The sequence below is a fragment of the Psychrobacter sp. ER1 genome (genome assembly GCF_048631835.1).
Lineage (GTDB): Bacteria > Pseudomonadota > Gammaproteobacteria > Pseudomonadales > Moraxellaceae > Psychrobacter.
On sequence record NZ_CP184640.1, the window covers coordinates 1,054,266 to 1,069,956 of the forward strand.

Sequence of the window (15,691 nt, forward strand, 5' to 3'; positions counted from 1 at the left end):
AGCATAGCCTACACAGTCCTCATACCGAACGTATGTGGCTAATATAAATAGCGAAAATACCAACTGCAGTGGTAAGCAAATGCTAAGTGTTACGCCCAAATCTTAATGAGACAGATACTGTCAAATCAAAAAGACAGGGACTACTTTCAATAGGCGTCAGTTAATGGGTAAACCATCACGCTATTAATAGGCATACACAAAGGTAGCTACATGCTAAAGAAAACTCATGTGATGAGTGTCTATAGCGGAATTACGAATAAGCACTAAGCCATGATAAAATGACCCGAACTCGATTTAGACAGCCTTATCAGCTGTAATAAACAATAGCTGAGAAATCTCTACTCATCTATTGCGATTGATGTGTTACTAAGCGGCATTAATAAATAAAACTACATATTTGTTAAGTGCCTGTAACATATTTGCGGGATAAGAGTAACCTATTATGTCATTAACCTCAAACATTATCCGATATTTACCAAACAATGACCGAAGATGATATATAAGTATTTATTTAAAGAGATTTAATAAGATTTTTAATAAAGCATTGAAAGATAAGGTTTTATTATTAGTAGCATTGAGTGATATATCGCTATGAGCTAAGTTATAACCATGAATGAGTAGCTGAAGCTTTCATTAGAAAAATAGATAATGAGCGATAGATGATGGTTGCTCTCAATGAACAAGTAGAAGTGAATTTTTATATATTATCTTGTTTGGTATAGTAAGTGACTCGGTTATCACGTAAAAATCCAGCCAATCCAAGGCCATAACGCTCAGCCACGCGCACTGCTGTACTGGTAGGCGCTGACATGCCAACTAGCCACGGGATTTGACTTCGAATAGACTTTTGAACCAGTTCAATAGAGAGACGCGAAGTCATAAGCACACAGCTAACGTCTGCTTTTTGGCGTAATTGCCAACCGATGAGTTTATCAAGTGCATTATGGCGGCCTACATCCTCAAATAAATGTAGCTGCTGATTATGTATCGTCGCTGCGGCATGTACCGCACCTGTCAGTTGATGCGTATGTTGCGCGGCATCCACTTGTTGACGCAGTGCCAATAGGGAGTCAAGACTTGGTGCGCTCGTTTGAATGCCATTTATACCTGTCTGTCGGTTATGTTCATGGTGTAAATGGTCTTGTGAGTAAGTACTTAAATCAGGCAAAGCTTGCGTTAGTCCAGTAATACCGCACATACCGCAGCCTGTACGCCCTGCGAGCTGCCGCTTTTGTGCCTGTATACGTTGATGGCAGCGTTGGCTCAATACCAACTCCACGACATAGATATCGTAATCTTGAAATCGTTCTAAGCTTTGCTCAATTGATACTGAGTCAAGATCTTCGTCACTCGAATCTTGAACGAACTTCTGGTAGCTAGCGATATCTGCAAGGTGAGTCACTTCCCAGTCGAGTAACTCGTGACTGTATTGAATTAAGCCTTCGCTAAATAAGAACCCAACAGCCAAATACTCTAACTGATGAGGACTGGCCATCAACACAGCATAATGAATCCCATTAATAATGATAGAGACAGCAGCTTCTACTGCTAAGCTGGTGGTCTGAGATTCGATTTGAAGGTGAGAGTCATTATTAGGGTTGCTAATAACTGACGGGTAATGATGCTTTTGTGCTAAGTGACTACGAGCAAGTGGTGTCTCTGACAACCTATCATCGTTAGGTGATTTAGGTACAACTCTCTTAATGTCGGTTGAGTTATCTATCATAGTAGGGTCGATAAAAGCATCACTTTGCTCAGCGTTATCTTCAATGGTTATCACGATTTATCATGGCCTAAAATTATGAGCATGCTTAATTATGAGCGTACTTATGGTCATTTAGAGATCCAATGAAAGTGTCATTCTCATTGACTCTTCGCAGTATGATTTACGCAGGCGTAGCTATCGATGTATTTGCCTCTACGCGCTCTAAAACGACGGTCGTCGATTTGTACGCTGGGATATGGGAGTCTGGCGCATGTGTCTCCAAATCAAAGAGATCATTGCACTCAGGATAGTAAGCTGCAACAGCGTTAGAGGCAATATCCATCTCGCTTAATACCAACGGACCTAATATACGCGGTTGCTCTAGGCTATCTTTGGCACGCTGGCGAGTGACCATAACACGGTCACCCTTTTGCCAACCCAAACGGCTTATTTCATCGGGATGCATGAATAGCACATCACGACGATCCGTTTGACGATAGCGGTCTTTAAACCCAAAAATCATAGTGTTGAATTGGTCATGGCTACGGACACTGGTCAATTGCCAAACCTTTTGTGCTGTATTTTCAACATCATCGATATCGTTTGCGGCTGCCATTTGTGCGGCGACAAAAGTAATCGGATATTGTGGTACTTCAAACTGAGCTTTGCCGCTTTCGGTATTCCATACACGATGACGCGCCGCATGATACAAATGAAAGCCACGCTCAGAGGTGCGAATACGCTGGTTAAAGTCTTCAAATCCATTAATCGCTTGAGCGATATAGTCTCGAATAATATCGAAATCTTCACTCATCGCCAGCCAAGGAATAGACGTGTCGACGCTGAGTACATGGGTCGCAATATCCGCTACGATTTGAGCTTCAGATTTTAAAGTATCACTAACAGGTTTGAGCTTACCTTGAGTTGGTACGATCTGACACATTGAATCTTCAATAGTGGCAAACTGCTCACCCTTTGTTGTGACAATACGTTCGGTACGGCCTAAGCAAGGTAGGATCAAATTGTTAGCACCTGGGTATAGCATGGTCTCATTGAGCTTGGTACCAACAAATATATTAAGCTGAGTAGTGGTTAAGGCTTGCTCAATAGCGCTGGTATCAGGGGCGGCCACTGCGTAGTTACCACCCATGCCCATAAAGACTTTCAATTTACCTGCGATAAGAGCCTTGGCACCTGTGACGACATCGTAGCCATGCTCTTGCGGCATAGGGTGCTCAAACACACGCTCTAAGCTGTCTAGTAAGCTTTTGCTAGGGCGTTCATGGATACCCATGGTGCGATCGCCCTGTACGTTGGAGTGCCCACGCACTGGAGATGCACCAGCACCGTCGATACCAATCATGCCCATCAGCAGGAGCAAGTTGGTAATCATCGCGACATTGTCATCACCCTGCACGTGCTGAGTAATGCCCATGCCCCAAGTGCAAATCGTTGCTGGACTATCAGCCACGAGCTCAGCGAGATTGATAATATCTGTCTGAGAAATACCGCAGCCAAGTGTGATATCTGACCATGATTGCTCTGTTAGCCACTGTTTTAGAGGTTCAAAGCCTGAAGTATGAGTGGTAATAAACTCATAATTTATTTTATCGTTTTTGATTAACCACTTGGCAATGCCCGTCAATAAGGCTGCATCACCGCCGATTTGAATTTGAATAACGTCATCGACCATATCAGCACTTTGACCGGCTGCCATGTGTGTTGGTTTTTGCGGATTTCTAAATTTACTTAGGCCTTGCTCACGCATCGGGTTGATTGAGATGATTCGACAGCCTTGCTCATGCGCATGGGCGAGCATCTCTAGCATACGTGGATGGTTGGTCGCTGGGTTTTGCCCAAACATCAATATCAGCTTGGCTTGCTCAAAATCTTCTAGCATGACCGTCGCTTTACCAATACCTAGCTGTCTGCTTAGCATTACTGAGGTTGGCTCGTGACACATATTTGAGCAATCAGGCAAATTATTGGTACCAAAGCAGCGTACGAACAATTGAAATAAGAATGCAGGCTCGTTAGTCACACGGCCTGATGTATAAAATAGCGCCTCATCCGGTGAATTTAATTGTCCTAACTGTTCAGCGATTAAGCTGTAAGCGGCTTCCCAAGGAATAGGAACATAGCGATCTTGCGCCGCATCGTAATACATCGGCTCTGATAAACGACCACTGTGCTCAAGCTCGTAACCAGTCCAGCCCTGTAGTTCAGTAACGGTGTGTCTTGCAAAAAACTCAGCATCTGCTTTATGGGTCATGGTCTCACTGGCAATGACTTTAATGCCGTTTTCACAGACATCGATAGCTTTGTGCGACTTATGATCAGGCCAAGCACAACCTGGGCAGTCAAATCCGCCTTGGGGCTGATTGCTTTTAAATACACTTATACCGCCGCGCAAAAATGTCTTATAGTCCATTAGCTTTTGGGTAGATGAGATCAGCGCAGGCCAACCAGCAGCAGGGTGGGAATAAATAGGAATTTTGCGCATGACAGACCTCATATAGTAAGTGACAACGGCGAAGCTTTGATAGACGACAACTATATAATGGCCAGTGAGAAGTTCATATGATCATTAACTATAGATAACAAAAAACCTCCAAGAAAAATCAATTCTCTTGAAGGTTTTTGAGGTTGTCGGAAATGGTTATATTCGACAGGTACAAATTTATAAGTCGTAAGTCATGGACAGCATTAGCTCAAAAACTTAGCTTAAAATCAGGCTGTCATCTTCAACTTTTTCGCCACGTGTTTGCTCGAACATATCAAGTAGATCATGTACAGTCATACCTTTACGAATGTCGCCAGCTACATCTAATACGACTTGACCCTGATGTAGCATAACGGTGCGTGTACCATGTGCTAAGGCTTGTTGCATAGAGTGGGTAACCATCATCGTAGTCAGCTTATTGTCCGTGACAATCTTATCAGTCAATTCTAAGACAAATGCCGCAGTCTTTGGATCGAGAGCTGCAGTATGCTCATCAAGCAACAAGATTTTAGAGGGCTGCAATGATGCCATTAGCAGACTTACTGCCTGACGTTGACCACCAGAGAGCAGACCCATACGATCGGTTAGACGATTTTCTAAACCTAATTTTAAAACGGATAGTTTTTCTCGGAACAAATCACGGTTGTTTTGGTTCAATGCAAATTTTAGACCGCGATTACCGCCGCGTTTGTAGGCCAAAGCCATATTTTCTTCAATCGTTAGCGCTTCACAAGTGCCCGCCATCGGATCCTGAAAGACGCGAGCAACCCAATGCGCACGTTGATGAGCAGACTTTTTGGTCACATCAATGCCATTGAGCAAGATTGAGCCACTATCGACGCGTGTCGTACCGCTTACCGCGTTCAAAAAGTAGATTTACCTGCGCCATTGGTACCGATGACAGTGACAAATTCACCATCAGCAATGTTTAAGCTGATACCACGTAGGGCAGGGTTTTCGATAGGCGTGCCTGGGTTAAAGGTCAACCGTAAATCGGTGGCTTGCATCATAATCGTTATTCCTTATTGTCTCTTTAAGCGAAGCAAGTGTTATAAATACCTGCTTTGACTGTCATTAGGCGCGAACCTTGCGTGATAAAAACTTGGTTTTCGCTTTCGGCAATACCAAGGCTAGTACCACGAGCAATGCGGTAATCAAGTTCAAATCCTGTGGTCCAAAGCCGATACTACGTAGCGTATCGCTTGATAGTGCGACCTGAATAAACAGTTTGTACAATACCGCACCGACAACAACGGCAAAGGTAATCAGCCAAATACGCTTGGCAGGAATGATTGTCTCACCGATGATGACTGCTGCTAGACCGATAACAATCGTGCCGATACCAATTGAGATGTCCGCGCCACCCTGAGTCTGCACAAACAGCGCACCTGCTAGGGCAATCAAACCATTAGAAATCGCCATACCGATGATGGTCATCCACGAGGTATTGATACCTTGCGCCTGTGCCATTCTTAGGTTTGAGCCAGTAGCACGCATCGACAGACCTGTCTCAGTACTATAGAACCAGTTCAAAAATAACATAGCAGCTGCGACGACGACACCGATAATCAGGCAGCGCATCCAATAACCATTACCATCAGTCACCAAGGTGCTAAACACTGTGGTTTCACCAAGCAGGGGTAGGTTTGGCGCGCCCATGATGCGTAGATTGACAGAATATAAAGCAACCATGACCAAGATACTGGCAAGCAGTTGCAAGATGCCAAGTTTGACATGCAACCACGCAGTGACGATACCAGCGACTGAACCTGCTAACATCCCAAAAGCACAGGCCAACCATGGGTTGATACCAGCGATGATAGAAATACCAGCGACTGCACCGCCCAACGGGAAACTACCGTCAGCGGTCAAATCAGGGAAGTCGAGCGTACGAAATGAGATAAGCACACCGAGTGCTACTAGGCCATAAATCAGACCACTTTCAAGCGCACCGAAAAAAGCAATTAAAGACATAAGAGATCAGTAAGTCATAACCAAGTGTCTAGCGTATGGTACCAAGATAAGTAAATGGCAATGGCCAAAATCATCTACCTGCTAAACAGCTAAGCGGTGAATTTAACAGATTAAGCAATCTGCGGTTAGGGTAAACCAAAACATATCACGATTAACAACGATCATAAGCTACCTTGGTTTGAAGCGACGGTTCAAGGCACTGTAATATGAGCAATAAACCTATCCTCTACTTAACAAGTATCAGATAAATGGCCAGACAAATACAGCACTATTAAACACGCTTGCAAAAAGACTCTGTTTAGACAAGAAGCCCAGCCTAATGACTCATAGCTGGGTTTCTTGTTTAATCATTAGCCGTATATTTTAAGGTAGACAACACAGTATTGATTCGTGTCGCTTTCCTATTTATACCTGCTATTTTGAGCCAAATACAAAGGTGCGTTATTCTACCACTTCTTTTGCTTTATCGATAACCGCTTGTGGCAACGTGATGCCTTCTTCTTTAGCGTGTTTTGGACTGACGTATAGATCAAGCGCTTGTGGAGTGTAAACAGGGATAGCACCTGCTTTTTCACCGTTTAAGATACGTACGACAATTTTACCAGTTTCACGGCCAAGCTCATAGTAGTTCACGCCTAGAGCAGCAACAGCACCGCGCTCAACTGAGCTAGTATCTGAGGCAATAAGAGGAATCTTACTTTGTTTGGCGATTTGATAAAGTGACTCGTACGCTGATACCACGTTGTTGTCAGTTGAAGTGTAGATCATATCGACCTTACCTTCGAGACTACGGGCTGCCATCGCGATGTCGTTACTACGCTGTGCAGGCGCTTCTAATACATTGATACCGAGTGGTGTTAGCTTCTCTTTAGATTCTTTAAGATAATCGTTGAGTTGACTTCACCTGGGCTATAGACATAACCGACGTTCTTTAATCGATGGAATGATTTGACGCATCAAATCAATTTGTGGTTCATACGGTAGGGCATCTGATGCGCCTGTAACGTTGGTGCCAGATCCATCTAGCTTAGGTACCAGTTTGGCTGCTACTGGGTCAGTAACTGCTGAGAATACCAATGGAATGCTGCTAGTAGAAGCGGCAACAGACTGCGCAGACGGTGTTGCGATAGCGACGATAACATCTGGTGCATCAGCGACAAATTGCTTAGCAATCTGTCCTGCAGTCGCTGTGTTTCCTTGCGCGCTTTGGAAGTTAACCGTTAGGTTTTCACCGTCTTTAAATCCTGCTTCGTTTAGCTCGTCGATGACACCTTTACGTACATCATCAAGCGCTGGATGTTCTACGATAGCGGTAATAGCAACGGTCTTCATGGCCGTCGCTGCATCACCAGTAGCGGCAGCATTCGTGGAGCCATCATCTTGTGCTGATTGGTTACAACCAGTCAAGATAGCCGTACATACACCGCCTAATAATAAAGCCTTACCGAAATTAAAACGACCAAAACGATTTTGAGACAACATGGGTCTTACTCCTAAAATAATAGTGTGTCCATACACTATATAAATAATTGACGAGCTAATAGATAGCTTACTACTTTTTATTTGGTTTCGGCATCAATATCAACATTGATGGCACTTTCTAGTAATTCTGCTGGCAAGCTGACACCTTGTGTTTTGGCATGCTGAGGACTGACATATAGGGTCAGATCATTCATGACCTCAGGTTTGATGGTATTGACCGCTTCGCCATTTAACACGCGATATACCATCTTGCCAGTGGTACGACCAAAGTCATAGTCATTAACACCAAGAGCAGCAGTCGCGCCGCGTTTTACACTGAATTCATCAGATGCAACAATCGGTAACTTTAGCTCATTTGCTGCTTGAGTCATGGCCTCAAAGGCAGAGGCAACATTGTTGTCAAATGAGGTATAGATGATATCTGCGCGTCCTTGCAAACTGCGTGTCGCCATACCGATATCTGTTGGACGATTGGCAGGGATGTCTAATAGTGACAGACCTCGTGCTGGTAGAGCTTGTTTTAGATTTTCACGCAATGACACTGAGTTTGCTTCACCTGGGCTATAGACATAACCGATGGTCTTTAAGTCAGGCTTTATCTGCTGTAACAAATCCAATTGCGGCTCTAATGGCAGCTGGCTTGAGAGTCCAGTCAAATTGCTTTGAAAAGGCTTGCCATTTGCCGTAATGAGCTTGGCACCTAGCGGATCTGACACAGCAGTGTAGATAATAGGGATAGTGGTGGTCGCGGCTACCACTGACTGCGCAGAAGGCGTTGAGATTGCTACGATCGCATCAGGGTTGTCTCCTGCAAATTGCTTGGCAATCTGTCCTGCAGTCGCTGTGTTTCCTTGCGCACTTTGAAAGTTAACAGTTAGGTTTTGACCTTCGACATAACCATTATCTGCCAATTCATCAATAATACCGCGGCGCATATCATCTAATGATGGATGCTCAACGATTTGAGTAATGGCAATAGATTTGGCAGGCTTATCTGTAGCCGTGCTATTTTCAGCAGTCGCTGCGGTCTCGGTAGAGGAGTTTGAGCAGCCGATTAGTCCCAGTGTGCTAATGGCACTAAAAGCAACGCCATATAGGCTTAAGCGTAGAGTAGAAGCGATAGTCATTATTAGGTTAACTCATAGGTTATATCAATCCCAAAAACCAAGTAGATACGGCCAGACTGACTGAGCCTACTAACTTATATAGTAGTCATTTTACTCATCTGTTTGGTGTACTTTGGTTTTTTACCATGATATTGAAGAATGCAGATTAGCCAAGTCAATGCTATGTTGATGCTGAGATAGCAGGCTAACCATTAAATAAAGTAATCGTTCCATTGATTATTATGTTCATATTATGACAGTAATGTAAGTTATCGCAATAAAAAATTGTTTTGTGGCGGTCATGGTGATGGATAATAAAAAAATCATCACTTCTTTTTATCTTATCAAGACGCGTGGTGCATTAAAGCTCTTATGTAGATCTAAATATAACGGATGCCACTAGGGTACTTTTGTTTGCTCAAACCATATGCAAAAGGCTTACATCCTAGCAACGCATCTATTACGTACTCACTTCATAATTAACGTAAGCTAATTTTCATACGAGAAACATGATAAATCTAAAGACAATCCAGTCATTTTGATGACATTGTGCTGACATAGTGGATATGAAATAGACGCTATTATTTATCTAACTTTTTCGAATGACCATTTTAAGGATAATATTATGAACACTGCTAATCTTAAATTATTAACCATCGCTGGTATCACTGCTACTTCTTTGATTGGATTGCCTGCTATGGCAAAAGATGGTCATGGAAACGGGCACGGTGATGGACATGGTAATAGCAAAGGTAACTCTGCCCATGTCAGTAAAAACTACAAGCATAGCGGCAATGCCCACCCAAATATCAACGCTTATCGAAATGCTAGCCCAAATGCTTCATTTAAGCGTGATCTTGATAGATACGGTTATAGAGTAGTCGGCAAGATTGATAGAAGGGATTATGACCGTTCTGTCGTTTTAGACCGTTATGATGACCGTTACGTTCGTATTCGTACGCCAAAAAATAACATTGTGACGGTGATGAATGATACGTTGCAGATTATCGATATTTTGAGCAGATAAATATAAGGCTTAGTTTTTAGGAGTTTGCTAAATCAACCATAAAAAAGATGCCACTTAGGGCATCTTTTTTATTTTTCAACCCTAAAAATAACCGTTAAGCCAATACGTCGCCAACAACACAAGCATCTGGCAAGGTAACGACGGTTAAGCCTGTCTTTGGCTCGCCAGTTGACAATACCATGCCTTCTGATATGCCAAATTTCATCTTACGCGGGGCAAGGTTGGTGACACAGATGACTTTTTACCCGTCAGTTGCTCAGGCTCATAGAACTTACGAATACCGCTAAATACGTTGCGTGGCTTATCTTCGCCAACATCTAACGTGAACTGTAGTAATTTGTCTGCGCCTTCTACATGGTTACACTCTAAAACGTGTGCGACTTTCAGCTCGACTTTGGCGAAGTCTTCGATCCCAATGTAGTCCGTTTGCTCAGCATCCGCGTCTGTTGCAGGTGCCTTGTCTTTTGCGGCAGGCTTGCTATTATCAGTCGCAGCAGGAGCGTCTGCTTGAGTTAAGGATGCTTTAGAATCCTCTACCATTGCTTCAATATCTTTTTCTTCGATACGTTGCATCAGTGGTTTGAACTTATTGATTTTATGACCTAGCAACCACTCATTACGACTGGCAAAACTTAAATCATCAAGGTTCAAAAACTCTTTGGCATTATTAGTCAACTCAGGCAATACTGGTGCGAGATAAACCATCAATTGACGGAAGATATTGATAGCGACCGAGCAGATGTCTTGAACCTCTTGCTCAGTACCCTCCAACTTCGCTAGTGACCATGGTTTTTTGGCATCGATATATTCGTTGGCTTTGTCCGCACATTGCATGATTAAACGCATAGCACGCGAGAATTCACGATTCTCATAGGCAGCAGCAATCTCATCGCCCGTTTTGGTGATGTCTTCTAATAGCTCTGACTCGACGCAAATTTCTGACAGCATGCCGTCGTACTTCTTAACCAAGAACCCTGCACTACGACTGGCGATATTGACGACTTTACCAACCAAGTCAGAGTTGACCTTTTGCATAAAGTCTTCTAAGTCTAAGTTAATGTCTTCAACTTTATCAGACAGTTTGCTGGCAAAGTAATAACGCAGATATTCAGGATGTAAGTGCTCAGCATAAGTCTCGGCCTTGATAAAAGTACCACGTGACTTACTCATTTTTTCGCCATTGACCATCAAGAAACCATGGGCAAAGACGCCAGTCGGTGTACGGTATTCGCTACCAGCTAGCATGGCTGGCCAAAACAAGGCATGGAAGTAAACGATGTCTTTGCCGATGAAGTGATAAACCTCGGTTTTGTGCTCGTTTTCTTGTGCCCAGTAGCGGTCAAAATCAAGCGCTTGGTCTGTCCCTGCACGCTTATCACATAGGTTTTTAAAGCTTGCCATGTAGCCGACTGGCGCATCTAGCCACACATAAAAGTATTTGTCTGGCTCATCACTTGGGGTGTCTGGAATTTGGAAGCCGAAGTAGGGCGCATCGCGTGAGATATCCCAGCTGGCAAGTCCCGCCTCAAACCATTCTTGAAGTTTGTTGGCGACTGACGTTTGCAAGCGATTGTCACTGCGTGTCCAGTCCTGTAAGAACTGCTCAAACTCTGGCAAATCAAAGAAATAATGCTTGGATGTTTTAAGTACTGGCGTTGCATTAGACAATGTTGAATGCGGATCTTTTAGATCTGTTGCATCGTAAGTGGTGCCACATACTTCGCAGTTATCGCCGTACTGGTCTGGTGAATCACATTCTGGACAAGTACCTTTGACAAAGCGATCGGCTAGAAATAATTGCTTTTCAGGATCAAACAGTTGCTCGACATCTTTTGTGCTGATATGACCAGCATCATTGAGACGACGATAAATCAGCTCAGAGAACTGTTTGTTTTCTTCTGAATGAGTGCTGTGGTAATTATCAAAGTTGATAAGGAACTTTGAAAAATCCGCTTCATGTGAGGCTTTAACTGAGGCAATTTGTTCCTCTGGCGTTACGCCGTTGGCTTCTGCTTTGAGCATGATTGCCGTACCGTGTGCATCATCCGCGCAGACATAGGTGACCTGATGGCCTTGCGCTTTCATCGCACGTACCCAAATGTCAGTCTGAATATACTCTACAAGATGCCCCAAATGGATATAGCCATTGGCGTAGGGCAGCGCACTGGTTACTAGAATCTCACGCACAAAATCACCTATATTTTTATATAAACGGGTTAGTTATCGAACATCTCAAGCGGTTCATCGCTCATCGATGCGACATCGTTAATGCTAAAAACTTCTAAAAATAATAAAAATTCAAAAAGTGTGCCTATGATACCGTAAATCAAATAAATTTGTGATATTCCTTGGTAATTACTTCTCATTTGGCAAGCACTAATTAACCACAAACAATAGCCTTGCATTGAATCTGGTCATTATAGATTAGTTATCAATCAGCCATGAAAAAACCCACCAAGCAGTATGCCGAGTGGGTTTTTTATTTATCTATTATTCGTTTAGATACCAGTGGTTAGTCACAATAAATGGCTAAGCGATAATCTACCTTAGAATGAACCAAACATCGTCCCTAAGATAATAACAGCAACCACAGCGACCAATGGAATAACCATCGTAACCATCGCCAAATTTAAATAAGATTGCTTATGGGTCAGACCACAAATCGCTAGCAAGGTAATGACAGCGCCACTGTGCGGAAGCGTATCAAGACCACCTGCCGCCATGACGGCTACGCGATGCATTAGCTCAGGGTCGATGCCCGCATTGACGGCCATGCGCAGATAATCTTCACCCAAGGTCGACAGCGCAATACTCAAACCACCAGACGATGAGCCTGTGATACCAGCAAGCGTGGTCATCGCGACCGCTTCTGAGATCAGAGGGTTGTCAGGGGTAAGGTTTAAAATGCTATCACGAATGATAAGGAAGCCTGCGAGCGATGCGATAACTGCACCGTAACCCACTTCTGATGCAGTATTGAAAATCGGCAACATAGAATCATAAGTACCACGGTTGATGGTTTTTTGTAGGTTGTTCCAGTGTCCAATACGTAGCAGAATTAACACCACACAAGCCACGACCAACGAGATAATAATTGACCACAACCCAAGTGAGCCTGCGACATTTAAGTCTGGAAATTGAGTTTGTAGACTGCTGAAATCTATCGATGGGAAAACCATATAGGTCAATATAGCGTTTAAGCCAATAACCAATACGAGTGGAATCATCGCAATGGTAAAGGAAGTTTGATGCGTGCTTAATACCTCAACGTCTTTTGCAGCCGCTCCAACGCCGCCTACATCCTCTTCATCATGCTGACCATAACCTTCGCCCGCTGCATTGGCTTTTCTGGCACGTGATTGCAGCCACATCCAACCACAAATAAACATGATCGTACCGCCGATGATACCCAAGATAGGGGCGGCAAATACGTTGGTATTGTAGTAAGGAATGGGAATAGCGTTTTGAATGGCTGGCGTGCCTGGCAGTGCAGTCATCGTAAACGTAAATGACCCTAAGGCAATCGCTGCTGGAATCAAACGTTTTGGAATATCTGCCGCTCTAAACAAGTCTTTGGCGATTGGATAAATAGCAAAAGCCACAACGAACAACGATACGCCGCCATAGGTCAAAATAGCACAGACCAAAATCACCGCGAGGATAGCTTTGCTAGCACCGAGTTTTTCGACGACTGTATTGGCAATGGCAGTTGCAGCGCCAGAGTCTGCCATTAAACGCCCAAACAATGCCCCGAGTAAAAATATAGGAAAGAATTTGAGTAAGAACCCACTTAACGCGCCCATAAAGATATCAGTATAAGCGGGAATCGTGTTTAAAAAATCATCTGATAGTAAGACTGCTAGCGTCGCCATAATCGGTGCTAAGATCAGCACAGAATAACCGCGATAAGCAAAAAACATGAGTAATAATAGGGTAATGACAATCGCAAATGTACTAAACATGATAGCCCTCCTTGGCAAAATTAAGACAGCGTGTATGTCGCGCTTATCGATGTAGGTCAATAAAATTAATCAAAATATGTAATTTTTGATTTTTTATCAAATATTAATCTTAGAATAATATGATATTGACTTGCCTCATACCTCGCTACTGTACTGTCTCATTCGTTCTTAGTGTTATTGTCTTCTCGCTGCGAGAATTATATGTTAAGTTAGCATAAGTATTTTATACATGATATACCGATATAATATGTATTATTATAAATAAAAATATAAAGTATAATGTTTAATATGAGCCGCGCTTATCAAATGGAAGTTTATTGATAATAAGCGCTAACCATAAAAACTGGTCATAAATCTCATCACAAACAGCAAATTTACAAGGAATGTGAATATGTTTAGTGCCATCACTAACGTGAGCGTACAGCTGGTCAATCGCTATCTACCATCTCCGTTTGTCTTTTCAATTGTTTTAACCCTCATTGCCTTTGTCGTTGGCTTAGCTACTACTGGCCAAGACATGATTGCTATGGCAGGGCACTGGGGCAACGGACTGTGGTCACTGCATAGCTTTGCCATGCAAATGGCGTTGGTCCTAGTAACCGGTTATGCATTTGCTAGCGCTCCATTTATCCAGCGCTTATTGGACAATCTCGCTAGTAGAGTCCACTCTCCTACGACCGCCATTATCGTATCAACCTTAGTTGGGTTGGTCGGCTCATGGATAAACTGGGGCTTTGGTTTAATCATCGGGGCAATCTTTGCAAAGGCACTGGCCAGAAAAGTGGCCAACGTCGACTATCCGCTATTGGTCGCTGCCGCGTATTCAGGTTTCGTGATTTGGCATGGCGGTTTTTCAGGTTCGATACCGCTGACACTTAGCTCGGGCGGTGAGACGCTACTGACGCTGTCAGGCAATACCATGACCGAAGCAGTACCTTTATCGCAGACGGTATTTGCAGGCTACAACATGCTGCTAGTAGGTTTACTTATCATTATTTTGCCTCTGCTAAATCGCTTTATGCATCCTAAAAACCCTACGGTTATTGATCCTAAGCTGATCAAAGAAGAGATCTACGTCGCGCCCCAAAGAGACACGCCTGCACAAAAGCTAGATGATAGCCGTATTATCGCTGTCATCTTATTGGCCTTAGCACTGATGTACTATATCAGCGAGTTTGGTAGTAACGGTTTTAACCTAGGGCTAAATATCGTCATTGGGCTATTCCTATTTATAGGTTTGCTATCGCATGGCACGTTAGAGCGTTATTATCGTGCCGTACACTCGGGGATAGGTGGCATCACGGGTATTGTGCTATTGTTCCCGTTCTATGGCGGCATCATGGGTATCATGACGGGTGCAAACGCTGATGGTATCTCTATCAGTACGCAAGTGACCGAATTTTTTGTCAATTCCGCTTCCGCAGACAGCTTTCCGATTTTTGCATTTTTAAGTGCTGGCTTGGTCAACGTCTTTGTACCATCGGGCGGTGGACAGTTTGCGGTACAAGGCCCTGTTATGATTCCTGCTGGTATCGAACTGGGTGTTAGTCCAGCCATTACTGCAATGGCGATTGCATGGGGTGACGCATGGACCAACATGATTCAGCCGTTTTGGGCTTTGCCATTATTGGGTATCGCAGGTTTGGATGCACGCGCTATCATGGGCTACTGCCTAATAGTATTGGCAGTATCGGGTGCTATTATCATGAGCGTGTTTTGGCTATTGGTATAGTCATTTCACTATAAAAGTATTACTGCGTTCACCTTGCTTGAAGTATTAGATATACATCTACACTCGGTTGCCTTGTACTATTCTTAAATTGAATTGACTATACAAGGTTATAACGCTCCAAAGAAAAATAAGCATGATGAGTTTTCGTTGTTAGGTTTTATTAAAAGCAACAATCAAACGGATAATTGAGACACTTAATT

General features: G+C 43.4%; 7 protein-coding genes and 3 pseudogenes. 2 read left to right on the plus strand and 8 right to left on the minus strand.

The genetic code is table 11. From position 1 onward, the window contains the following. Nucleotides 1–697: 697 nt before the first annotated feature. The 6 genes and pseudogenes from ACOBWA_RS04860 to ACOBWA_RS04885 form a co-directional block, all read right to left on the minus strand. Nucleotides 698–1,777: a formate dehydrogenase accessory sulfurtransferase FdhD gene (locus ACOBWA_RS04860; RefSeq protein ID WP_420230717.1), complete on the minus strand. Its 1,080-nt coding sequence runs from the start codon at nucleotides 1,775–1,777 to the stop codon at nucleotides 698–700. Nucleotides 1,778–1,886: 109 nt separating this feature from the next. Beyond that, on the minus strand, nucleotides 1,887–4,208 hold the full coding sequence (locus ACOBWA_RS04865; protein WP_420230360.1) for an FdhF/YdeP family oxidoreductase: 2,322 nt from the start codon (nucleotides 4,206–4,208) through the stop codon (nucleotides 1,887–1,889). A 216-nt stretch (nucleotides 4,209–4,424) separates the two neighbouring features. Next, nucleotides 4,425–5,218 (minus strand): annotated as a pseudogene (locus tag ACOBWA_RS04870) (ABC transporter ATP-binding protein). Between the two features lie 64 nt (nucleotides 5,219–5,282). Continuing rightward, complete coding sequence (locus ACOBWA_RS04875) at nucleotides 5,283–6,182, minus strand: ABC transporter permease (RefSeq protein WP_101204314.1); 900 nt, start codon at nucleotides 6,180–6,182, stop codon at nucleotides 5,283–5,285. Nucleotides 6,183–6,623: 441 nt separating this feature from the next. Next, nucleotides 6,624–7,664 (minus strand): annotated as a pseudogene (locus ACOBWA_RS04880) (ABC transporter substrate-binding protein). A gap of 77 nt (nucleotides 7,665–7,741) precedes the next feature. Then, a complete protein-coding gene (locus ACOBWA_RS04885) occupies nucleotides 7,742–8,791 on the minus strand; it encodes an ABC transporter substrate-binding protein (RefSeq protein ID WP_420230361.1) in 1,050 nt (349 codons plus the stop codon). A 604-nt stretch (nucleotides 8,792–9,395) separates the two neighbouring features. Between ACOBWA_RS04885 and ACOBWA_RS04890 the strand changes: the two genes are divergently transcribed. Then, complete coding sequence (locus ACOBWA_RS04890) at nucleotides 9,396–9,797, plus strand: hypothetical protein (RefSeq protein ID WP_420230362.1); 402 nt, start codon at nucleotides 9,396–9,398, stop codon at nucleotides 9,795–9,797. A 94-nt stretch (nucleotides 9,798–9,891) separates the two neighbouring features. On the opposite strand, the pseudogene metG reads toward ACOBWA_RS04890, so the two are convergent. Both metG and ACOBWA_RS04900 read right to left on the minus strand, forming a co-directional pair. Further along, nucleotides 9,892–11,984: pseudogene (metG, locus tag ACOBWA_RS04895) on the minus strand (methionine--tRNA ligase). A 359-nt stretch (nucleotides 11,985–12,343) separates the two neighbouring features. Then, complete coding sequence (locus tag ACOBWA_RS04900; RefSeq protein WP_420230363.1) at nucleotides 12,344–13,759, minus strand: GntP family permease; 1,416 nt, start codon at nucleotides 13,757–13,759, stop codon at nucleotides 12,344–12,346. Nucleotides 13,760–14,150: 391 nt separating this feature from the next. Here ACOBWA_RS04900 and ACOBWA_RS04905 point away from each other — a divergent pair, with 391 nt between their 5' ends. Next, entirely contained in the window at nucleotides 14,151–15,491 is a 1,341-nt protein-coding gene (locus ACOBWA_RS04905) for a short-chain fatty acid transporter (RefSeq protein WP_420230364.1), read from the plus strand. Nucleotides 15,492–15,691 lie beyond the last annotated feature (200 nt).